Origin of the sequence: Micromonospora kangleipakensis, assembly GCF_004217615.1 — a bacterium.
Taxonomy (GTDB): Bacteria; Actinomycetota; Actinomycetes; order Mycobacteriales; family Micromonosporaceae; genus Micromonospora; species Micromonospora kangleipakensis.
In genome coordinates this window covers 4,589,321-4,610,888 of the sequence record NZ_SHLD01000001.1, presented here as the reverse complement: position 1 = coordinate 4,610,888, position 21,568 = coordinate 4,589,321, and the positions used below count along the sequence as shown (strand labels likewise).

The following is a 21,568-nucleotide window of genomic DNA, read 5'->3' as shown; positions in this document are numbered from 1 at the left end:
CCGACCGGCCGGCGCGGCCGGCGGTCACGGGGTGACCAGCGCCGCCCGGGACCGGTCGGCGGCGATCCGTACGGCCAGCCCGGCCAGCACGGTGCCCATCATCCAGCGCTGCGCCCGCAGCCAGAACGGCCGTCGGGAGAAGAACGCCGCGATGCTGCCGGCGGTGAGGACGATCAGCGCGTTGACGGTCAGCGCGATCACGATCTGGGTGAGCCCGAGCAGGAGGCTCTGCGTGGCGACGTGGCCGCGCGCCGGTTCGATGAACTGCGGCAGCAGCGACACGTACAGGATGGCGATCTTCGGATTGAGCAGGTTGGTGACCAGGCCCATGGTGAACAGTCGCCGCGGCCGGTCCGGCGGCAGCGGCTCCGGCGCGAACGCCGACCGGCCGCCGGGGCGCAGCGTCCGCCAGGCCAGCCACAGCAGGTACGCCGCGCCGGCCAGCTTCACCGCCGTGTACAGCGGGGGCACCAGGACGAAGACGGTGGCGATCCCGGCCACCGCGGCGGCCAGGTAGACCAGGAAGCCGACGGCCACGCCGAGCAGCGAGACCAGCCCCGCCCGCCGGCCCTGGGTGACCGACCGGGACACCAGGTAGACCATGTTCGGGCCGGGGGTGAGCACCAGACCCAGCGCCACCAGCCCGATCCCCACCAGCGCCCCGACCGTGACCATGTGGCCTCCCACCGCGTCGATCTCTTGATCATCCTACGCCGGCCCGACGTCGGGCCGCACCGTCCCGCCGCCGGTCGTCAGCCCCGGCGGCGGCGGCCGGAGATCTCACCGGTCTCGTCCTCCCGCCAGGTGCGCAGCAGCAGGCTGATCCACGTTCGGTACGGCCGCCACCCGTCGGTGATCCGGGTCAGGGTGTCGTCGTCGACGTCCCCGTCGAGGCGGTACGCGTCCCGGACGGCCTGGCGCAGCCGCTGCTCGTGCCAGGGCACCACGTCCGGGGCGCCGGCGCCGCGCAGCAGCTCGACCGGGCCGGGGAAGGCGGTGACCCCCCCGTCCGGCAACTCCACCGGGGTGCCGAGCCGCTCGGTGAGCCGGGCCTTGACGGTGGCGGCCTGGGTGATCCGGATCCGGTGGCTGATCACCGCCCAGCAGGCCGCCTCGTACGGGGACCAGAAGGTCACCGGGCGCAGGCCGGGGTAGCGGCGTTGCAACCCGCCGACGACGGGATCGCGCTCGCCCACCTCGGCGAAGCCGGAGCCGTCGACGTCGAGGGAGAGGATCCGGCGCAGCTGCGCCCGGACGGCGTCCCGGTCGGGCGGGTCGCCGGGGGAGCGCGCCTGCGCGTGCACCACCCCGTCGGCGTCCTGCCGCACCCGCAACCCGACCGGGGTCCACCGCCCGTCGAGCGGGAACGCCAAGCGCAGCACGGACGGCCCGCCGCCGGCGTACCGTGCCGGGGTGAAGCCCTCCAGGAAGCGGATGCTCGCGGCCAGCGAGAACGGCCCGCGCGGGGTCAGCGTGAGGGTCATCGGCGTCGAGGTCATCGCCGAAGGTCTACCAGCGGGGACCGACCTGCCGGAGCGGAAGAGTCTCGTCAGGGCCGCGATGGCGGGCGACACTACCGGGGTGTCGATCGAGCTGCGCGCCGCGCCCACCCCCACCGCGCCCGGTCTGCTGCTGCGCCCGTGGCGGGACGACGACATCGACGACCTGCTGGCGGCCTACCGCGACCCGGTGCTGCGCAGCTGGACCCGGCACCCGGTCAACACGCCCGCCGACGCCCGCGCGTTCCTGCGCCGCAGCCGGCAGGGCTGGGCGGCCGGCCGCCGGTTCAGCTTCGCGGTGCTCGAGCCGTCGCCGGACGGGCCGCGGCTGGTGGCGAACGTGATCCTCAAGGAGGTCACCCCCGGACGGCCGTACGCCGAGGTGGGCTACTGGACCGCGGCCCCGGCCCGTGGGCGGGGGGTGGCGCCGCGCGCGGTCACCGCCGTCACCGAGTGGGCGTTCGCCCGGTTCGCCGCGGCCGGGCTGACCCGGCTGGAACTGCTGCACCAGGTGGACAACCCCGCCTCCTGCCGGGTGGCGGAGAAGTGCGGGTACGTCTTCCAGGAGGTGCTGCCGGCTCGGCCGCCGTTCCCCCGCGACGGGCACCGGCATGTGCGCTGGCGCGGGTGACCCCGGGCCCGGCCGTCACTCCTCGCCGACGGTCTCGGTCTCCCCGTCGTGGGTGAACTGGACGGAGAGGTGCTCGTCCGGTTGCGGTGCCTGCTCCAGGTGGTGGTGGGGATCTCCGTCGGTGGAGAACAGCACGTCGTCGGTCTTGTGGCTCTTCTCGCGGTTCTCTTCCGGATCTGTCACGTCCACTCCTCCCGGATGCCGCACCGACCGTGAACGGTCCTGCCTGCTCAGGTCAGCCTTCTGCCACCCACCCTAGGCCGGTCGGGCGGCCGTGGCAGGGGTTCGGCGAGGCGGTCACCGGCCGGCGAGCAGGAGCAGCGCCGCGACGACCAGCCCGGCCTCGACGAGGACGACGAAGACCCGGTCGCTGATCCGGCCGACGACCCGGCGGCCCACCCACGCGCCGGCGAGGGTGGCCGGCGTGAGCGCCGCGCCCAGCACCAGGACGTCCCGCCCGATCAGGCCGGCGGCGGCGTACCCGACGGTCTTGGCCAGGTGCAGGGTGAGCGCGGCGGCGGCCTCGGTGCCCACGTACGCGGCTCGGGTGAGGCCGTAGGCCAGGAAGAACGGCGCGGTCAGCGGGCCGACCGAGCCCAGCAGCGCCGACCCGAGTCCGGACGCCGCGCCGACCGCCACGAAGGTGCGCTCGGTGGGGCGCGCCGGCCGCGCCCCGATGCGGCGCCACGCCACCACGGCGAGCAGGAATACCCCGAGCAGCCGCTTCAGCGCGGCCAGCGGGGCGTGGGCGAGCAGCAGCGCGCCGGTCACCGCGAAGGGCACCGCCCCGGCGGCGAACCGGCCGGCGAGCGGCCAGCACAGCTCCCGGCGGTTCAGCCAGACCCGAGCGCCGTTGCTGGCGAGCTGGGTGAGGGTGAGCACCGGTACCGCGACCCGCAGGCCGAACAGCGCGGTGAAGACCGGCAGCAGCAGCACGCCGCCGCCGAACCCGGTCACCGACGAGAGCAGGGCCAGCAGGAACGCCGCCGCCGAGGCGGCCAGCAGCGTGCCCACCGGCGACTCAGCGGTCGACCGGCGCGGCGCCGGCCGAGCCCCGGCCCGGCCCCTCGGCCGGTCCATCGGTCGGCTCGTCGGCTGGTCCGTCGGTCGGGCCTCCGGGCGCCGGGCCGAGCAGGCGCAGCAGCAGACGCGGCTCACCCGGCCAGGCGTCGAGCAGCACCTGCCGGGGCACCTGCCGGCCGGCGTACCGCAGGGCGAGGGCGACCACGACGATGTCGTCGAGCGGGCCGATGACCGGCAGGAACTCGGGGATAAGGTCGATCGGGCTGGCCAGCCAGAGGCCCGCGACGACGATGGCGATCTTGGCGCGGCGGGGCACCCGCGGGTCCCGGCGCAGCCGGCGGACCGTGGTCAGGCAGTCGGGGATGAACGCGGCCAGGTCGCGCAGGATGCCCGGCGGGAGGCGCCGGGCGAGCAGCACCATCACACCCCAGCTCACGAGCAGACAGGCCAGCGCCACGCCGAGCCCGATCAGCCAGTCGCGCACGCGGGGGTCCTTTCGCCGGAAACGGGCCACCGAGGAATGTACGCCGGGTCGCCCGGACCCGCCCGGCGTGCGGTACGGCGGGGAATGCCCGGCCGATCGCAGGCGCTGAAACCCTCCAGGAGAGCGGATACCGTGGGTGCGGGAGGTGACGGCGGTGACGACTGGCTGGGAGGCGGCGGTCGAGGCGCAGATCCGGACGGCGCAGGAGCGCGGCGAGTTCGACAACCTGCCCGGGGCGGGCAAGCCGATCCCCGGCCGGGACCTGCCGTACGACGAGTCGTGGTGGATCAAGAGCTTCCTGGAGCGCGAGGCGCTCCCCTCCGACCTGCTGCTGCCGACCCCGTTGCAGCTGCGCCGCCGCATCGAGCAGCTCCCCGACGAGGTGCGGGACCTGCCCACCGAGGAGTCGGTGCGCGCCTTCGTCGCCGACCTGAACGCCCAGATCGTGGCCTGGCTGCGGACGCCCACCGGCCCGAAGGTGGTGGTGCGCCCGGTCAACGTCGACGACACCGTACGCCGGTGGCGGGCCGACCGGGAGCGGACGGCGGCCCGGCCGGTGGCCGCGGCCGCGGTGGAGCCGCCGCGCGCGCCGAAGGCCGGGCGGCGGCGCTGGCGCCTGCCGTGGCGGCGTCGTTGACGCCGCACCGCGTCGTGTGGGCGCGGCGTCACCGCGAGCCGTAGGTGATCGCCGTCGCGCTCCGAAGCGACCGTGAGCCGGCCGCGGCAGGTCCGGACGAGGCGGATGCCGTTGTCGGGACGTGATCAGGCTGCCCGGTCCGCCGGCCGTCGGGCCTGGCGAGTCAGCCGAGCCGCTCCCGGTCGGCGCGCTGCGCGGTGCGCGAAGGAAGCGGCTTGCGTGGCCTGGTCCGATCCCGGTACGTCACGGGGCTGCGGCTCGGACGCCACGGCCCACCTCCTCAACGCGCGGCTACTCCATCAAATCAGTTTGATGTACCCTGCTGTTCGTGGCGTCGTCGAATCAAGCCACCCCGGCGTTTGTGCGCTTGGCCGCGCATCCGCTGCGATGGCGGCTGCTGACCGAACTCGCGGACAGCGACTACCGGGTCCGGGAGTTGGTGACGCTGGTGGGTGAGCCGCAGAACCTGGTCTCCTACCACCTGCGGCTGCTGCGGGACGGCGGGCTGGTCACCGCCACGCGCAGCAGCTTCGACGGCCGCGACAGCTACTACCACCTGGATCTGGACCGCTGCGCAGATGCGCTGGCCGATACCGGCGCCGCGCTGCACCCGGCACTGGGCCGGGAGGCTGCACCGCGCACACCCCCGGTGGACCTGCGGCGCTCGCCCCGCGTCGGCGTGCTGTTCGTGTGCACCGGCAACAGCGCCCGCTCACCGATCGCTGAGGCCCTGCTGCGCCACCGCACCGGCGGCCAGGTCGAGGTGGCCAGCGCCGGCAGCCGGCCCAAGCCCCGCCTTCATCCCAACGCCGTACGGGTGCTGCACGACGAGTTCGGCATCGACATCACCGGCCAGCGCCCCCGGCACTTGGACACGGTGACCGGCCGCCGGCTCGACTATGTGATCAGCCTGTGCGACAAGGCTCGCGAGGCCTGCCCTGACTTTCAGGACCATCCCCGGCGGGTGCACTGGAGCATCCCCGACGCCGCCGCAGCCGGCGACACCGATCAGACCAGCTACCCCGCCTTCCAGCACACCGCGGCCGACATCGACACCCGGATCAGACACCTGCTGCCCGTCCTCACCGCCACCCGCTCGTGAAGGAGATTCAGCCGTGACAGCACCCGACCAGTACGCCAGTGTCCGCTACCTCGTTGATGACGTCCAGACGGCCGTCGACTTCTACACCACCCATCTCGGCTTCACCCTGAACACCAGCGCCGCGCCCGCCTTCGCCGACGTGGTACGCGGCCCGCTGCGGCTGCTGCTGTCCGGGCCAGCCAGCTCGGGCGCCCGCGCCACCCCCGACGACGCCACCACCGCCGGACGCAACCGCATCCATCTGATCGTCGACGACCTGGATGCCGAGATCGCCCGACTGCGCAGCACAGGACTGTCGTTTCGCAGCGACGTGGTTGCCGGCCCCGGCGGACGCCAAATCCTGCTCACCGACCCCGCCGGCAACCTCATCGAACTGTTCCAACCCGCCCACCGGCCGGCCACACCCTGATCAGGACACAGCGCCGCCTCGCTGCCGGCCGCCCGGCCGGCAGGATCCTCGTCGAGATCTCCTGAACCGGGGCAAGCCCTGGCACGACGGGCCGGGGCTCACCGGTTAGCGGATCGCCGCCTGCCAGCGCCAGCTCGTGCGGCGGGGTCGGTCACCGAGCGCGCCCCGGCCGGTCATCCAGAGCAGCACCTCCGGCGGGTCGCCGGTGGGCGCGTCGGGGAAGAGCCGGCGCAGCACCCCGGCGCAGAGCTGCGCCGGCGGCCGCCAGGGCACGCCGAGGCCGCGGGTGATGTCGTACGTGTGCAGGACGGTCTCGGCGACGCCCATCGCGGCGAATCCACCCGGATCGCAGGGTCCCCAGTGCCAGGCGCGGGTCTGCGGGGGAGCGGTGTCGACCGCGGCGGCGAGCAGCCCCGCGCTCGCGGTGACCACGGTGAGCACGTCCGCCGGGGTGGCGTCGTCGTTCACCCGTAGGTCGAACGGCAGGTAACCGGCGTCGGGGCGGCCGGTCACCTGGCCGGCGTAGGCGAGCAGGTCGTGCGCGACGTGGGCGGCGGTGGTCCAACAGGACCAGTCCAGGTCTCCGGCGGCGACCGCCCAGTCCTGCTCGCGCGCCGGGTGCAGCACTCGGGTCATCTCATCCGCCGCCGCCCGGACATCCGCTCCGTCCATCCCCACCATGTCGCCGACTCTGCCAGCAAAACCTGTCACCGTCGACTCTGGTGATTACCGGATAAGCATTACCAGCAATCCGATAACCCGATCCGACACAAGGGACATAACGTCACTACACCATAATGACAGTTCTTGTGCGTAAGGACTCAGGCTGGTGTCAGCGCGGAAATGCGACCCCGCCTGGCCCGCCTCGTGCTCGCTGTTGAGTGACCTCTCGATGTCCCCGCTTGTGCCGCTGAATGTCAGCGGAAGTGACACGAAGTGTCAGCGAGCATTTGCCATGGAACGTCAGTCGTGCAGCTCGTCAATCAAACCCAGGCTGAAAGCCACGTCCGGCGCGAGATCGAACGGAAGGTTGCGCTCTGGATCCTCGTCCTCGCGGCTGCTGGATGCTTGCGGCGGTCGTTGTTCAACGAGGATGCCTGCCTCGAGGGCGTCCCTGAGGGCGCCGGGGGCCTCCTTGATGAGGGCGTCCGCGCGTTCGCGGTCGCCGTGGAGAACGCGGTAGATCAGATGGAAGACCATTGGGTCGGGCTGGCGTATGTGGTGGAGCTTGGCGAGCCGGCGTTCAGCAGTGCCGTCGAGTGCGCCGGGCCGGATGCTGAGCTTGACGTGGGCTGCGGTGCGGTTGAGTCGTAGGACGCTGCCCCTGCCTTGAAGCATCGCGGCTAGTGCGTCGATGGTGTCGCGGACTTGTGGCAGTGGCCATCCGAGGACTTCGGCTAGGTCGTCGGCGTTGACGGTCTGACCGATGGTCAGCGCGAGGACCGCGTGCAGCTGGATGATGTCCCGGCTGTTGGCTGACGGCGGGTTCGTTGCCGTGGGGAGTTCGGCTTTGGTGGTGTTCCTGAGCCATCGGGGCCATGGAAGCTGCAGGAGCGTGGCGAGCGTCTGGACGGTGTGTACAGGCAGGTCGTAAAGGTCGGTCGCCGAGGTGAACTTCTCGATGCGGTCGATGGTCACGCCGAGGAGGTTGGCTAGATCCGTTGAGGCCATTCCGTGCGCGCGTGCTCGCCGGATGAGGTCGTGACCGAACGTGGATGGTTTGTCCGGCGGGTCGTCGCGGCCTGTCACGACTCAGCCAGCAGCGTCGGGTCGCTCCAGGGCGATGGGGTGAAGAGGGTGACGTGTTCGAGGCTGAGTAGGCGCTGACGCATCCAGCTGGTGGCGTGCCCGGAGAACGCGGATCGGCTGTTGTTGTAGCAGCCGAAACTCTCGTCGTGGTCCCGCCAGCCAACCTCCCACCGGTAGACGCGAGGCCGCCGGGCTCGCTTGGTTCCTGCCAGCTCGCGGGCGAGTGCCGAATCCAACCCGCTGTCCTCAACGCTGATCTGCGCCTCCAGCGGGCGGGGAGCACCGGGCACCGAGAAAACGGCGGTCAGCACGACGGGGAGGCCAAGAGTGTCGACCCCCAGGCTGCCGTCGTCCCGCTCCAGCCAGCTCAGCGATTCAGGGCTGCTCATGGCCCATATCCAACCAGCGGTAACGCCTTCGTGGTGCGAGTTGACCAGCCTACGTCGCCGCACGCAACCTTCAGGCCGCCGACGACGGGCTCATCCTTCGCGCGCGGTGCCGACCGCGCGGTTTAGCGTGATCATCCGTTTGGCCGACTAACATCTACATCTCTACCACGCCCGAATGTTTCTACGGCGAAAGCGTTCCCATTCCATTCTTGGGGTGGGCCACCGTTTCGGGGGACGAGGTATCGTCCCGACCCGCCAAGGGGAAGACGTACCGGCCTAAAGGCGGGGTTGCTCGCGGGACCGACATAGTTGGCGAAGCCGTTCAGCCACTCGGTGGACAGGTCGTGAAGTGTGTGGCGATATTTCTCTTGCCACATGATAAGGTGCGAGCCGCATTCGATGTCATACATCATTGCCTTGCCTCGTCCCTCAATGGCTTCGTAGAGGCTGTCGACCGAAAACGCGCCTCGGCCGTCAGTGAGATCCTTCTTCGCGCGAATGGTCCCGTCCCTCCGTCCGGCGATGATGAGTACGGGGATGCCGACATCGGAGGTGGGGGCACCACCCACCGGTTCTTTTCCGAGACGCGGATCTGCGCTCACGAGGGACTGGTTCCAGCCCCACCAGTACCGAGTCGGCCACCGGTAAATTTGGTGCCCTGGGACCAAGCCAGAGGCGGGCTCGTCCTGCATCATTGCGTTCCATATATCGTCAATGACGGCGTCGTTGCGCGGCGGCTCCGGGCAGGAAGCGTTCGGTCCCAGCGTCGGCCAAAAAGAGCCCTTTGGTTGGTTGGTTGGTCAGGACTCCCATCGGGGCGCCGTAGAACTTCTCCGTAAGGGTGGGTACCGGCGCAACTACTGGGTCTGCTGGCGGGCCTGGCCTGTCTGAGGGGCCGTCGGGCGGGAAGATCGGTGCGAGCAGCAGAAGGCCCCACACCTTCTCCGGATGCTGCATGGCGTATGGGCCAACGACATTGGCTCCAGCCGAGTAGCCGATCAGAACGACCCGCCCGGTCGACTGAGAAGCCCAGGACGGGTTTTTCCCGGAGGGTCTCGCTTCGGACGTGGTCGACAACGGCGTCGAGTTCCTGCCACTCGGAATCCGAGCTGCCGCAATTCCCAGTCCAGCTCGGCGGCTCGCATAACACCTGCCCGAACGCACTTTGCTGGTCAACCTTCAGGATGTTGCATGGGTCGGACATCGGGCCTGGCCGGCTGGACGCGCCGTGGCCCTGCACTTCCATGATCCAAACATCGGCCTGGCACCTGTCGGCGATCTCCCGCGCCCAGCTGTATTTCCCTCCAGCGACATCGCTCTGCAGGTCGAACGACACGCGCGCCGGAACCGTCCTGCCAGCCACCATGACAATCTGCAAGCCCGGGGTTACGCCTGGAGGAAGCTGGGGCCTAATCCGCCGTATCGCGATTTTGGGCACCATGAGCAGCGGGTACGCGCGCCCCCCGGCGAGGTTGCCTCGATTCGTCGAATTGGGAACCTGTACGAAGCCGTCAGTGTGGGTCGCCACCATGTCGGGTCCCCCTTGATCCCGGCGATGTCTCACGAACGCAGCCGACTACCCCCTAACGTCGGTCGTATGCGCCTTGGAGGAGCTAAGGCGCCGCAACTCGCGGCGGGCTCCTCCGGCCTACAACAGACCCGCCGGTCCAGGTTGCAGCCCAGGGCCCCGGAGTGTTCCGTGATTGTCCGTTTTGATCATGGGATGCGGTGGAGGGTGAGGGCGGCTGCGGGGGTGGTGTTGGCGCGGCGGGCGCTGGCGGTGTTGGCCCAGACGGTGAGGTGGAACGTGCCGCGGATGATGTCGCGGAGGGCGGCCATGACGGCGGGGGTGTGGTGGGTGCGGATCTGGCTGGCGTCTTCACCGAAAGTCACGTCGCGTATCCAGTGCACGCTGTTCTCGATGGTCCAGTGTTCGCGGGCCCACGCGGCGATTTCTTCGGGTCGGGCCTGGTGGGTGGGCAGGTCCGTGATTGCGTAGACGACCTCGGTGGTCCACTTCTTCGTACCCAGTTGGCGGCACCGGCGGCGGATCCGCACGACCTGGTAGGCATGGGGAAACAGCAGATCATCCACGGTGACGACCTGGACCTCGCGGATCTCTTCGCGGCCGTGGCCGTGGCCGGTCTGTCGGTGCAGGACGGGTACCTGTTTCCACGGCAGTACCCGCAGTGCGGCGGCGAGGGTGGGCTGGTTGTCTTTGACGGTGAACAGGTAGTGGGCGTGGCACGCAGGCTACGGCCGAGCCGGTCGATCTTCCAGATGATCAGAGTGTCGCCGGGGCGCAGATCGTCCAGGCAGGCCTGCCACTGCGGGCGGTCGGCCTTGGTTCCGGTGGCCACGTCTTTGTAGATCTTGAGGCAGTCCTCGGCGGCGAGAGCATCAAGCTGCAGTTGCGGATCTTGGTCGGCAGTACTGACTCGCGCGTACCCGATCTTGTGTCCCACCGGCGCACTCTATCGGAACTCATTTTCAGTGGGGTGTTGTGATGGCTTGTTTCCGAGATGAGTTTTGGTGGGGTGCGATGCTGGGCCGACATTCGGCGGCGGCCGTCCTGGAGATGGTCTATCGGAAACGAACGTATATGTGAGATCCCCAGAGCAAGATCATTCTCAGCGCTAACCGCTGTACCGCTCTTCCGAGCTCTCAACCCCGGGTCAGGTCATACCGCCTCGTCACCGGTATGGTGGCCACGAGGTCTCCGGTTTCAGGTTTTTCTTGGTCGATGAACTATCTACCGGAGACCTCACTGTCTATCGATCACCGACACTCCCTGATTCTCGGGCACCGTGGACGACCCCTTCTGAAACACGGCCTAGACCTAGCCGCGGCAGGTGGAGCAGGCCCGTGCCGAGGGAGTCGACCTGGTCGGCCCCAGCGGGCCCGACCGGGAGCGCTCCATGAACCCAGGGCGCTTCAGGGACGCTCCCGTTGTAGCCCGAGATACCGCGCGCAGTCGTTGATCCGACAGAACTCGCAGGGTTTGATGCCGCTCGCTTGGGGCGTACCTTGCAGACATGGCGCGTGAGGTCCCCAGCCCAGCCGACCAGGCCTTATGCGCCACCACAAGCTAGCGCGGCGTCAACGTCACCAGACCCAGATGGAGCGATGGCAGCGGCGATCTGGCGGGCTGGAGCAGCTACCCATGCGTGGGGCCTACCCCGCGCCGAGATCGACCGACTGCGCCACGTCCTCGCGATCGTCCACGCCCGCCACCCCACGGCCCCACGTCCCCCTCCAGTACCGTCCGCTATGGACGCAATGCCCGTGTCGCCCCGATCGGCACCGCAATCCTTGTTGAGATCACCTCAGTGACTTCACAGTCACCCAATCGAAGGATCGATAACGATCAAACAAAACGGTTGCAATGGAGCCAGGGCTCTGGCGCCCCGCGCCATGGTCGCGGGACACCTGTAACCGTATGTCGGCGAAGCGCTTAGGGAGTGGTAGCCGTGTTGACAGTCACGTTCATGGGCAGGGCGCCGGTGCCCTCGCCGTTCACGGTCACCGGTTACAGCATCTGGTCATACAGGATCGAGGCCAGCACCGGCAGTGAACTCTCGTCAGGGAAGAACATCGCTCTCGGCCTGCCCCGTGAAGTCGACGTGCGCAACCCGGCGCTCTACCCGGGAGTGCCTCAGTTGGTGGGAATCACCCTCCAGGTGGACGTAACGTCGAGTCGGCAGTATGTGGTGCGCCAGATCACCACGCCCGGCACCCAGACGATCTCGTTCGTCGCTCCGTCCGGCGAGACCAGGCATGAGTTACTGCTCGCCACGGCCCCCACGGGCCAGGCCCTGGTCCCGGTGCCCTTCCTCGCCGACACGGGCACGACCCCGCAAATCCTGCAGCTCATGCCCGCCCCTGTGGCAGGGCCGCTGGTGTTCAACGGCCGTCCGCCTGGGGATTTCGCGGGCACGCTGCCCTACGCCAGCGAGCTGTTCGGTGTCTATCGTCCCCTTGTCGGATGGTTCGGCCTGCAGAACTCGCTGAGGGTCGCGAGTGGCATCGCCGACGAGCGCCTGGCACTGCTCAGCCGTGAGACGTTCTCAGGAGCTTCTGCGCGCACGCTGGACGACGAGATGCTGGCCGCCCTCGCTGAGCAGCTTGGGGCCGCGCCCCTCACCGGCGTGCTGTCGCCGGTCGGGCTGGTGAACCTGTTCCGGCAGTACTTCTTCGAGTTCGACACATTTCTGGGACCACCAGCTGGTCATGTATGGATCAGCCCCGGGGGAACCGTGGAGGTCGTCGAGTCCAGCACGCGGCGCATGCTGGTGGAGAGGGTCGCCGAGCAGTCAGAGGAAATCTCCCGCAAGGTCGAGGAGAGCCTGACCGAGCAGGATGACGTCGCCGACGCGGTCAAGGAAGACAACGCCAACGACACCAACCTCGGGATCAGTGTAACCGGGGGCGTCAGTGCCCCGATCTACCACGCTGATGCGAGCGCGAGCTTCGGCCTCCACACGACGGTCAAGAAATCCTCGGAGCAAACGCACAAGCACAGCCGCACGCAAAGCGCGAAGGTCACCAGCGAGATCAAGCGGAACTTCAAGACCACCTTTAGGACAGTGACCGAGACTACGGACACGTCCAGCCGGCGCTACGTCGTACAGAACACCACGAACGAGCTGGTCAACTACGAACTGCGCCGCAAGATGCGCAAGGTGGGCGTGCAGCTGCAGCACATCGGCACACGGCTGGCCTGGCAGGTCTACCTCCCTAGGAACCCCGAGAAGCCGGGGCCGGGACGCGACCTCGGGCTGGGGGACCTGGTCCACGTTGTCTCCGCACCGGACCTGAGCACGATCCCGAAACCCGAGAAGATACCGGTTCCGGGGGAAAAGAAAGTGCCGTTCCACGACGTCATTCCGTTCCAGCAAACTGCCGGCGGCGACGACGACAACGACGACACGTATACCCCGGTGCCAGGCCGCCCCGACAAAGGCCGCTTCGAGGTGGGCCCTGGCACGGACAACATCATCATGTTCAGGTTCCCCTATTTGCTGCCGGACCCGGAGCCGGGCTACGTCGTCAACAGGCTGGACACCATCACGGTCCACGGCGGCGTGATCGAGCTCGACCAAGCCTTCCTGCACATGGACGGGAACCCGGATCCGGTGACCAACACCTTCCAGATCCAGCTGCTCTTGGCGAACTTCCGGGGGCAGGACCAGATTCCATTCGACGCCGTCTTCATCTACAGCCCCACCCAGGCGACCATAGACGCGGCCAACATGGCTAACGCCGCGGCGGAGGACGCCTACAACAAGCGGGTGGCAGAGCTCCAGCGGGAGGCCTATGGCAACGCCGTTCGGGACCGCCTGAAGCTGGTCAGTGGCATACGGACCCGGCCGTGGCAGGACCTGCGCAGCGAGGAGCGCCAGACCGTATATGCAGGTCTGCTCAGCAAGCTCCCCCTGTTCGGCGCCAACGCCCATCTCGCGTCAGAGGCGACCCGAGCGGTCTTCGACGTCGACGAGATGCTTTACTACGTCGCCCCCGACTTCTGGAGGCCCCAGCCCAGCGAAGAAACCCACCCCGGCCCGGACAGCGTCGGCGTGTATCCCGTGCCGCCGCCGCCATGGGAAGCAACCAACCCGGTTGTCCTCGAGGGACAGACGGTGGCCAGCTGGTACTCCTACACGGACAAGACGAACGCAATCGATCCGCAGGGCCATCACACCCCAGAGTGGCGCGTGGACTACCTCATCACCGAGGAGACGCAGCCGGCCCCCCTCGGAAGCTCCCTCGGATGGCTGATCCAGATCGACGGCGACGAACGCCGCAACGAGTTCCTCAACGCGGCCTGGGTCAAGGCGGTCCTGCCCATACGGCCCGGCCACGAACTTGAGGCACTCGACTGGCTGGCCCGAGCAGACGTCGAAGGTGAGGCCAACCTCGGCGCGGACTACCCCTTCCGAGAGGGCGACCCCGACGATTACCACAACAAGACGTACCGCGATGTCCTGAACCTTCTCGCGGCGGAGCTGCAGGCGTCCAACACCGACATCGCAAACACCATTGCCACTGAAGAGGTCTTCGAGACAGGTTTCGATCCGCTCGAGGGCGGCTTCCGCCCGGCCGCACCGTACGAGGTCTTCGACCAATGGGTCGAAGTCCTACCCACCGACCAAGTGGTGGCCGTGCAAGTGCACTACGACCCCAAGACCGGACAGCAGCTATGAACGCCACCTGGTCGCACCGATGACCGCGGTGGTGTGGGGGCCACGCTCCTCGACCTGCCGCGACTCGTTCTGGCTGCGACCGCCGGTGCTGGTCGGCGATCCGGTCCGGGTACGCGCCTCCGACCGGCTACCGACCGGCAATTGGCTCGACCCAGCCCAGGGCACCCGGCTGACCGTCGCCAACTTCCGGGACAGCGCAGAGGCGACGTTCGTGCTGCCCAGCCCCCCGCCGAAGGCCATCGCCATCGACATCGACCTGCAACTCGAGGTGGACTCCGTACGCGGGACCGGCCTGCGGCTGCAGCAGCTGTTCTCCGTCGATGCGAACGGGACCCTGCTGCCCAGCAGGTACGCCCGCCGGGATGTGACGGTAACCGTCGTGCCCAACGCCGGAGTCACCATCGCCAACCGGCCGCCGACGGAACTGGTCGGCAGGCATCCGCTGCTGACCGTGACCACGGCGGGCGTCCGGGTGGATGCCGAGTTCCTCGACGTCACCGAACTGTGGTGGGGACTGCGGGCGACGCGCTCGGCCCCGGCGCCCACACGCGGGGACTGGCACCTCCACCCGGCACGGATGTGCTCGCGGGAGAAACTCGTCGATCGAGTGGACGACCGCCATGTCTGATCCTCGGCGTAACCCGTCGGCCAGCGAAGGAGTCGTGGCGTGAACGAACCAACGAACCTTTCCATTCGCATTCTCAATGTCGACTGCAAACCGATCGCAGGCGCACAAGTGGCCATCACGGTTAGAAAAGGTTCGGTTGTCCTGGACCAGTTTCCTCCAGCGCCCGCACCGCGCGAATTACCTCTGCAGGACGGCTTCGTCCAGGTCGAAGTCCGCGCGACAGCCCCGCAGTACACCTGCACGTATCCCCCGACACGCCCACAGCCAACGATATGTTATGGGTAGTCGGATGTATGCTCTCCTTGCATTGCATGCCGATTACCAGGATTGACGGGGCGGCCGATCATATGGCAACCGACATTAGCATCTCGTTTGTCGACGTACTGAGCCGGCCGCTCACGAGCGACGCGACGGTGACCCTGGAACTCGAGGACCCCACCGGCGTTCACGCCCACACCACACAGACCTCCCAGCAGATCCTCCTGTCCGCGCCGGCGCCGGGAACGAGTCGGCTGAAGGTCACGATCGATCATCCCGACTACGTCACCCAGGTCGTGACCGTCCGGCTCGGCACCGCCCCGTTCTACTGGGACAACCGCAACTGCGAACTGGTCACGAGTCCGAACCGGACCGATCTGACGATCACCATGGGGCGGGTACGACAGGCGCCTGTCGTGGCTGAGCCGTTCGGCGGTAAAGCCGCAGGCGACCAGTCAGGTGTGTTCTACCAAGGCGCCAAGGAGTACGTCATCCTTCGCTCGTTACTGCGTTCCGCCACCACGGGCGTCGGCCTGGTCTACGACGTCCGCACGCTCAAAGAAGCCGCCGCACCGGGAGGCGGCCCATCGTCCACGCTCACGATCGCCAAAAACGATGGTTGGGACCGCTTCAGTACCGCCGACAGCACCATCACCCTGGCCAGCAACGGCGGCTACCTCTGGCTCGAGTATGGAAGCGTCACCGGCAAACGCCCGAAGGAGCCCCGGTTTCTCATCGCGGTCTGGGCCCCGGCCATTACCAGCCCAGTTCCGCAGGAAGGTCTCGACTGCATCGTCTACTTCAGCCCCAGCACAGCAACCGCGGACTTTCCGCGATCGGCCTACCCCTATCGCGTCAATTACCCCTACACCGTTTTCCCGAAGGACACCAAGAAGCAGCCCTACATCGATATCGCCTACCGCCACCTGATCTTCAACCATGGCTACGCCCTCGCGCTGACCGCGTCCAAGAAGCCGGCGCTCATCGTCATGCCCATATTCCCCGCCGTGCCAGACGGCAAAGAGTCCAGCCGCCAGATGTGGCAGCCCTTCAACTCCCAGGAGGGACTACACCGGTTGCTGCTCGAAATCACGCAGTTCCTGCACGGCTTCGGCTATGCGCACAACTCTGGCTTCAGCCGCTGGCAGGGTGCCTCCGCGCCGGAGGGTGGACTGCCGGCATTGCCCATACCGCCCGCGTTCAGTTCCACCAACCAGCCGCGCCCGAAGATCCGCAACGTCACGCTGGCCGGTTTCAGCAGCGGCATCAGCGGGCTGTTTCCGGTGATCAGCACGGCCGCCATTCAGGATTCGTCGAAGTACCCCGCCGCGTTCTTCGCGGCCGACGCGAAACTCTTCAACGACATTTGGCGGGAGCTTTGGGACCTCGACTTCGAGCTCAAGGAGATGGCCACCGGCATCAGGCGCGCCGCACTCGAAAAGGCTCTGCTCACCTGGCTCGGTGCCGGACGCGAACGCCGGCTCCGCATGCACCATTCCGGGCACACGACCGGGGACGTCCGTCCTGCCACGCTCTTCCCCGAAATCGCGAAGCTCGCCAAGACGGTGACCGCCCCGGCCGCCGCAGGCGACTCCTGGGCCGAGGAATGGCGAGACCTCTCCGGACGCTGGTCATTGGCCTTCTACAGCGTCGCCTACTTGCTAGCCAAGGACCGACCGCGCGACCTCCAGCCAGTCATTCCCAAACTCACCGATCTCGAGGCCAGGAAAGCAGTCCATCCCTTCACCGCCGCCATCGGCTTCGGCCACGCCGCGCAACTGCGACTCGGGTAAGGGGCACCGGTCGCGAGCCCTTCACCAGAGATCCTCAGGCACGCTGCTTGAGGCTAACCTCGGCCCTTCAGCAAGGGTGGCTGGCTAAGGTGTCCGGGAACGCGAATGTGCATTCTGATCTGGGATGATCTGACGTGTCTAAGGGACGTCTCGTAACTCGGTGAAGGCGTTGCCCGTGACCGGGTTGGCGCTCACCCGGCGAGGACGATGTTGTGGAGATGGGCGATGCCGGAGGCGGTATCGATCAAGGTGTGGGCGGCTCGGCGGTAGTCCCGCAGGATGTTCCAGCACTTCATCCTGGCCAGGGCGTGTTCGACCCCGGCGCGGACGGTGCGGTGCTGGGTGTTGAGCTCTTGCTTCCAGGCCGGTAGTTCTCTGCCGTCGGAGGGTTTGCGGTACGGGATGATCACTTCCGGGTTGCCGCGGTAGGCGCCGTCGGCCATCACAGGTCGGCCCGCGAGCTTCTGGTCTATGCCTGAGGTGCGGTAGACGATGGTGTCGTTGCGGTTTCCCGGCTGGGGGTCGCCGACTGTCAATCCCCTGGAATCGTGGAGGGCTCCGTTATGCGGCCTGGGCCTCCAGGGCGCGGGTCTCTGATCGTTCGTAGTCGATGGGTGAGCGCCAGTCGCAGACGGAGTGCCGGCGGCGCTGGTTGTAGAAGTCGGTGATCCAGGTGGCGATCTTCAGGCGGGCTTCGGTGCGGGTGCGGAAGTGGCGGCGGTGGACGTACTCGACCTTGATGGTGGAGAAGGTGGCCTCGGCGACGGCGTTGTCGAAGCAGGACCCGACCCGGCCCATCGACTGGCGTACCTTCCATCGGGCGCAGGCCCGGGCAAAGTCGGCCGAGGTGTACTCGCTGCCCCTGTCGCTGTGAAAGATCACCCCTTCCACGCGGCCGCCGCGGGTGACGGCGGCCATGTTCAGCGCTGCGACGACCAGCCCGGCGTCGTGGTGGGCGCCCATCGCGTAGCCGAGGATCCGGCGCGAGTACAGGTCGATGACAGTGGCCAGATAGAGCTTGCCCTCGTCGGTGCGGATCTCGGTCATGTCGCCGCACCAGGCGACATCCGGCGCCGGCGCGGTGAACACCCGCTTGACCAGGTCCGGTGCGGCCGGACGTTTGCCCTGGCGGGTCAGGCTGCGCCGGCGGCGCTTGATACGGGCGGCCAGGCCGAACTCGGCCATGAGCTGCGCGATCGTGTTGTCGGAGACCTGCCAGCCCTGCTCGCGCAGCTCGATCCCGATGCGCGGGCTGCCGTAGGTGCCGCCCGAGTCGTCGAAGACCTTCGTGACCGCGGCTGCCAGCCGGGCACGCCGATCATCGCGGGGCGTTGGCGGCCGGTCGCGCCATTTGTAGAACCACGACTCGGACACTCCGAGGGCCCGGCAGGCGATCGCGTGCGGCACGTCATGCTCGGTCCTCTGGGAAGCGATGAACCCGGCCACGCTCACCGGCCCGTCGCTTCCTTGACCCACAGGACCACGGATCGCTTGAGGACATCACGCTCCATCGCCAGCTCCGCGTTCTCCCGCCGCAGCCGGGCCAGCTCCGCCCGCTCGTCCTCCGACAACTGCCCGGCAGCGGCCTCACCGCGAGTCTCGCGGTCCTTCTTCACCCAGTTGGCAAGGGTGCCGTCGTTGATCCCCAGGTCACGCGCGACCTGCGCGATCGACTTCCCGGTCTCCCGCACGATGCGCACCGCGCCCGCCCGGAACTCCGGATCGAACTGGCGTCTCGTCTCAGCCATGAACCTCTATCCCTCAAGCTCTGGCCTCCACGCTACGAGGGGAGTGGCAGACGGCGATGACGAGGCGGGTGCTGGCGTCGATGGCGACCTGCAGGTTGGTCGAGTAGCGGTAGTTCTTGCTCCGGGCGGCAAGGCGGTGGTCCCGGGTGGGGATCAGGCTGCCGTCGACGATGGCGATCTGGTCGACCGGGCGCCGACGCACGGGGGCGAGGGCCAGCAGCGGGCCGAGGGAGTCGATGACCCGGTGCGCGGCGGAGTGCGACACCCCGAACAACGGGCCGATCTGGCGCATGGTCAGGTTGGTGCGCCAGTACACGGCCACCAACAGCACCCGGTCCGGCAGGTCAAGGGCCCACTGCCGGCCCGGCCGACCGTCAGCGATCGTGTCCCCGCCTCGCTCGGCGACCAGGCGGACCAGCTTGCGGAACTGAGCGGGTTGCAACCCCGTGAACGGGAAGATCCACTCGGCGCGCGCTGCGGAGATCACCTGCACCCAGGCATCCTCGATGATCGTCCTCAACAGACAGACACCGGGGTTACGAGACGTCCCTTAGGATCAGGATCGTCCGTCTCGGAAGGCACTTCCAGGGTGCAGGGTACCGGCACGCGTCCGAAGGTTGTCGTCATCGGTGGGGCTCGGGGTGTGGTCGGTCATGCCGGCACACGGCTGCTCGCCGATCTTGCCGATAAGACTGGGTTGACCAGGAGTTCGTCGAGGCCGGCTCATCAATCGTCTGAAGGACCCGCCACGCGGTGGCGTCCGAGGCGTTCGGCCCTTGACTAACGATCTTGCGAGAACTAGCGGTACTGCGAGGCGTCGGTGATGACCTGTGGTTCGCGACCCTGCCTCGGGAGGCGGGTGGGGCAGCCAGCGACAAGCCGGATCTACCCGACGAGACCACGGTAGGCGGATATGTCTTCTTCCGTTCCATCGGCAGTGCCTACCCCTATCCCTCCACTAGCACCGGAGTTCTGACGGAGCCGAGACATGCCACCACGGGTATGCGCAACCTCTGCCGATTCCTCCTGCAAGGCCACACTCGATCTCAGAAAGCGAAGATCACCGGCCTGCCGGACTGGCATCAGCTGCTGGATCACAGCCCGGACGCCGTCAACCCGCTCGGGGGCTACGGGTTTTATCCCTGCGGCATGGAGTACGCGCTGGACCGCACCGCACCCAGAGTCCTGTCGGAGACACGCAGCCTCAGGGTGCTGCTCCTTCCGGTGCCCGACAAGGAAAGCTTTCTGGGGTACGGCGGCGTTGTGGGTCCGGATAATGCGGGGCGCGTGTCCGCCGCACTGCGCCTGTTGTGGAGCCGAGGCGCATTCGGCGGCCCAGGCCAGCAACTCTTGCGCAGCGGTGAGATCGCGCCCCCGGTTCCTCCCCAGTCCGGACTTGCGGCCCCGGCCGGAGGGACACTGCGCGTCGCCGACGACGCGTGGGTGGGCGCATACAGCAGTGGTGGTGAGGCCCTTTGGGCCCTGCTCAACGACCCCGGGAACCGGGCCACTGCCAGCCGCGTGCTTGTCTTCGATACCGTCAAGTTCCACCGCCTTGGCAAGGAGCGGCTTCTTATGCCCAAGGGCTCCCTCTGGCCGGAGAAACTGCTTGAGTTGACAGCCAAGGGCAACGCGACAGCACGGGCGGTGCTGCCGCTGACGAGCGACATCGGACACCGACCGGCCGGGCACGAGGCCGCCGCGGACGACAGCGGCAAACCGCTGCTGCTGGTGTACCCCATAGGGCCGAGCCTCTCTGAGCCCTACGTATCGGTCACTCAGCCTGGTCTGGCCGAACGTATGAAGTCGCTGGTGGGCACGATGTTCAGCGCAGGCGCGGTCGCCAGCACGGCCACCGCCCCGGGGCCTCTGTGGCCCATCGAGCCGGCTATTGCCGGCAGGCCAGCCCACCCATCCCGCACGGACCGGATCGCTCACTGGAGCAAGGAGCAGCGGCCTCATGCGCCGTCGCCCGGTCGCGGATTCCGGGTGAGTCACCACTGCCAGCGCGGGCCCCGCACTGTCATTACTGCGGAGGCCGCCTGGTCCGCTCGGCGCACGCGACGGCGCTACAGGTTCTCCCCGGGCCCGGGCGCCCCGGCGGCTAGCCGGGCGATCGCCGCCTCGTAGACGCTCATCAGGGCGTCGTAACCAGGCGCGTCGCATTCGGGGTGTAGCGGCGCCGCCGGGTCGACGCTGCCCCGGCCCGCCCAGTAGGCGCGCTTGTGCACGCGTTGAAGGTGCTGGGCGGCGTGATACCAGCCCGCCAGATGTGGCAGCCGCGCGTGCAGGTCAACCCGGGCGGCATCGTCGTCCTCCGCCTCGACAACCCTCTTCGCGAGACCGCACAGCTTATGCCAGTGCGCTGGATCATCACGCGCATCGGTCAGCGTGGGCCGGGTGAGGCCGGTCAGGACCTCCGCCCCGCCAATGCCGATCGGGTCACCGGCCGACTGGTCCTGGCGAAGGAGCTCCCCGATTTCGGCCAGCGCTGCGGTGCTCGCGAGCGTCGCTGCCCGGGCGCGGCTCCCGGCGAGCTTCAGTGCGGTTCTGCGGCGCTCGGTCCGCTGCTCTTCGACGGCAGCGCACGTCCGATTGTCGGCTGGCCCGATCTGCTGTAGCGACACGCCAGCCTCCCATCGAAGTAGGGCAATCGTACGGCCCAGGGCACCGATGTCAGGCCCCGCCAGGCCCCGCCAACGTCCGTCTGCCGAAACAGGAGCCCGCTCGTCGGGCACGCATCGGTCACCCAGCAAGGCTTTGCCGTCTCCGGTTGCATCTGTCGGTTTGGGTCCTCGCTGCCGCGGCCAGGTCGATGGACGCTGCTGGTCCTTTCGAAGTCGGGGCCTTCACGATGGACGCGTGGGCGATAGCGTGACAGGATCTCCGAGCAAGCTGGCAGCTTGCATTCCACCATGAGGATTTGGCGGACAATTTCCGCATTTTTGGCCATGAAGGCAGAGAAGGCAGAGAAGGCAATACAATCAAAGCCTTCTCATTTTTGCCGCGAATGTC

At 68.1% G+C, this 21,568-nt stretch carries 19 protein-coding genes and 4 pseudogenes; 8 read left to right on the top strand and 15 right to left on the bottom strand.

The features are described 5' to 3' along the window. Positions 1-24 precede the first annotated feature (24 nt). Both EV384_RS22140 and EV384_RS22135 read right to left on the bottom strand, forming a co-directional pair. Positions 25-675, bottom strand: coding sequence for a LysE family translocator (locus EV384_RS22140; RefSeq protein ID WP_130336191.1), 651 nt, complete (start codon positions 673-675; stop codon positions 25-27). Positions 676-752: 77 nt separating this feature from the next. Further along, positions 753-1,499, bottom strand: a complete 747-nt coding sequence (locus tag EV384_RS22135) for a DNA-3-methyladenine glycosylase family protein (RefSeq protein WP_207232409.1) — start codon at positions 1,497-1,499, stop codon at positions 753-755. 61 nt (positions 1,500-1,560) lie between these two features. Between EV384_RS22135 and EV384_RS22130 the strand changes: the two genes are divergently transcribed. Further along, positions 1,561-2,130, top strand: coding sequence for a GNAT family N-acetyltransferase (locus tag EV384_RS22130; protein ID WP_242624208.1), 570 nt, complete (start codon positions 1,561-1,563; stop codon positions 2,128-2,130). 15 nt (positions 2,131-2,145) lie between these two features. Here EV384_RS22130 and EV384_RS34975 read toward each other — a convergent pair whose 3' ends face one another. The 3 genes from EV384_RS34975 to EV384_RS22120 all read right to left on the bottom strand — a co-directional run bounded on the left by EV384_RS34975 (position 2,146) and on the right by EV384_RS22120 (position 3,637). Further along, positions 2,146-2,313, bottom strand: a complete 168-nt coding sequence (locus tag EV384_RS34975) for a hypothetical protein (protein WP_165440017.1) — start codon at positions 2,311-2,313, stop codon at positions 2,146-2,148. Positions 2,314-2,427: 114 nt separating this feature from the next. Then, a complete protein-coding gene (locus EV384_RS22125) occupies positions 2,428-3,144 on the bottom strand; it encodes a sulfite exporter TauE/SafE family protein (protein WP_242624207.1) in 717 nt (238 codons plus the stop codon). Positions 3,145-3,151: 7 nt separating this feature from the next. After that, complete coding sequence (locus EV384_RS22120) at positions 3,152-3,637, bottom strand: YkvA family protein (protein WP_130336187.1); 486 nt, start codon at positions 3,635-3,637, stop codon at positions 3,152-3,154. A 154-nt stretch (positions 3,638-3,791) separates the two neighbouring features. Between EV384_RS22120 and EV384_RS22115 the strand changes: the two genes are divergently transcribed. From EV384_RS22115 to EV384_RS22105, 3 genes are all read left to right on the top strand, one after another. Continuing rightward, on the top strand, positions 3,792-4,274 hold the full coding sequence (locus EV384_RS22115) for a DnaJ family domain-containing protein (protein ID WP_130336185.1): 483 nt from the start codon (positions 3,792-3,794) through the stop codon (positions 4,272-4,274). 328 nt (positions 4,275-4,602) lie between these two features. Further along, complete coding sequence (locus tag EV384_RS36825) at positions 4,603-5,376, top strand: arsenate reductase/protein-tyrosine-phosphatase family protein (protein ID WP_130336183.1); 774 nt, start codon at positions 4,603-4,605, stop codon at positions 5,374-5,376. A gap of 13 nt (positions 5,377-5,389) precedes the next feature. Further along, the gene (locus tag EV384_RS22105) at positions 5,390-5,785 is read left to right on the top strand and encodes a VOC family protein (RefSeq protein WP_130336181.1); all 396 of its coding nucleotides are present in this window, start codon (positions 5,390-5,392) and stop codon (positions 5,783-5,785) included. A gap of 105 nt (positions 5,786-5,890) precedes the next feature. On the opposite strand, the gene EV384_RS22100 is transcribed toward EV384_RS22105, so the two are convergent. From EV384_RS22100 to EV384_RS22080, 5 genes and pseudogenes are all read right to left on the bottom strand, one after another. Beyond that, a complete protein-coding gene (locus EV384_RS22100) occupies positions 5,891-6,457 on the bottom strand; it encodes a maleylpyruvate isomerase N-terminal domain-containing protein (protein ID WP_130340736.1) in 567 nt (188 codons plus the stop codon). A gap of 291 nt (positions 6,458-6,748) precedes the next feature. Next, positions 6,749-7,423: a hypothetical protein gene (locus EV384_RS22095; protein WP_130336179.1), complete on the bottom strand. Its 675-nt coding sequence runs from the start codon at positions 7,421-7,423 to the stop codon at positions 6,749-6,751. A gap of 107 nt (positions 7,424-7,530) precedes the next feature. Beyond that, positions 7,531-7,923, bottom strand: coding sequence for a hypothetical protein (locus EV384_RS22090; RefSeq protein WP_130336177.1), 393 nt, complete (start codon positions 7,921-7,923; stop codon positions 7,531-7,533). 1,716 nt (positions 7,924-9,639) lie between these two features. Then, positions 9,640-10,164 (bottom strand): annotated as a pseudogene (locus EV384_RS22085) (ISAs1 family transposase); the annotation flags it as partial. A gap of 14 nt (positions 10,165-10,178) precedes the next feature. Next, positions 10,179-10,388 (bottom strand): annotated as a pseudogene (locus tag EV384_RS22080) (recombinase family protein); the annotation flags it as partial. A gap of 1,005 nt (positions 10,389-11,393) precedes the next feature. Here EV384_RS22080 and EV384_RS22075 point away from each other — a divergent pair. The 3 genes from EV384_RS22075 to EV384_RS22065 all read left to right on the top strand — a co-directional run bounded on the left by EV384_RS22075 (position 11,394) and on the right by EV384_RS22065 (position 16,805). Next, a complete protein-coding gene (locus EV384_RS22075) occupies positions 11,394-14,126 on the top strand; it encodes a hypothetical protein (protein WP_130336173.1) in 2,733 nt (910 codons plus the stop codon). Positions 14,127-14,145: 19 nt separating this feature from the next. Beyond that, positions 14,146-14,754: a hypothetical protein gene (locus tag EV384_RS22070; RefSeq protein WP_130336171.1), complete on the top strand. Its 609-nt coding sequence runs from the start codon at positions 14,146-14,148 to the stop codon at positions 14,752-14,754. A gap of 413 nt (positions 14,755-15,167) precedes the next feature. Further along, a complete protein-coding gene (locus EV384_RS22065; protein WP_130336169.1) occupies positions 15,168-16,805 on the top strand; it encodes a hypothetical protein in 1,638 nt (545 codons plus the stop codon). A 191-nt stretch (positions 16,806-16,996) separates the two neighbouring features. Here EV384_RS22065 and EV384_RS22060 read toward each other — a convergent pair. The 4 genes and pseudogenes from EV384_RS22060 to EV384_RS22045 form a co-directional block, all read right to left on the bottom strand. Next, positions 16,997-17,341, bottom strand: a pseudogene (locus EV384_RS22060) (transposase family protein); the annotation flags it as partial. Positions 17,342-17,366: 25 nt separating this feature from the next. Beyond that, entirely contained in the window at positions 17,367-18,251 is an 885-nt protein-coding gene (locus EV384_RS22055; protein ID WP_278045676.1) for an IS3 family transposase, read from the bottom strand. A gap of 2 nt (positions 18,252-18,253) precedes the next feature. Next, on the bottom strand, positions 18,254-18,553 hold the full coding sequence (locus tag EV384_RS22050; protein WP_130334535.1) for a transposase: 300 nt from the start codon (positions 18,551-18,553) through the stop codon (positions 18,254-18,256). A 49-nt stretch (positions 18,554-18,602) separates the two neighbouring features. After that, a pseudogene (locus EV384_RS22045) lies at positions 18,603-19,046 on the bottom strand (transposase family protein); the annotation flags it as partial. 296 nt (positions 19,047-19,342) lie between these two features. Between EV384_RS22045 and EV384_RS22040 the strand changes: the two are divergent. Beyond that, positions 19,343-20,683 carry a hypothetical protein gene (locus EV384_RS22040; protein ID WP_130336167.1) on the top strand — a complete coding sequence of 447 codons (1,341 nt, stop codon included), beginning with the start codon at positions 19,343-19,345 and terminating at the stop codon, positions 20,681-20,683. Here the strand turns inward: EV384_RS22040 and EV384_RS22035 are convergent. Beyond that, positions 20,623-21,180: a hypothetical protein gene (locus tag EV384_RS22035; RefSeq protein ID WP_130336165.1), complete on the bottom strand. Its 558-nt coding sequence runs from the start codon at positions 21,178-21,180 to the stop codon at positions 20,623-20,625. The genes EV384_RS22040 and EV384_RS22035 overlap by 61 nt on opposite strands. Positions 21,181-21,568 lie beyond the last annotated feature (388 nt).

Coding starts and splice junctions, on each gene's coding strand:
- EV384_RS22140 (WP_130336191.1), bottom strand. CDS start 675: ATGGTCACGGTCGGGGCGCTGGTGGGGATCGGGCTGGTGGCGCTGGGT.
- EV384_RS22135 (WP_207232409.1), bottom strand. CDS start 1,499: ATGACCTCGACGCCGATGACCCTCACGCTGACCCCGCGCGGGCCGTTC.
- EV384_RS22130 (WP_242624208.1), top strand. CDS start 1,561: ATGGCGGGCGACACTACCGGGGTGTCGATCGAGCTGCGCGCCGCGCCC.
- EV384_RS22100 (WP_130340736.1), bottom strand. CDS start 6,457: ATGGACGGAGCGGATGTCCGGGCGGCGGCGGATGAGATGACCCGAGTG.
- EV384_RS22090 (WP_130336177.1), bottom strand. CDS start 7,923: ATGAGCAGCCCTGAATCGCTGAGCTGGCTGGAGCGGGACGACGGCAGC.
- EV384_RS22070 (WP_130336171.1), top strand. CDS start 14,146: ATGACCGCGGTGGTGTGGGGGCCACGCTCCTCGACCTGCCGCGACTCG.
- EV384_RS22050 (WP_130334535.1), bottom strand. CDS start 18,553: ATGGCTGAGACGAGACGCCAGTTCGATCCGGAGTTCCGGGCGGGCGCG.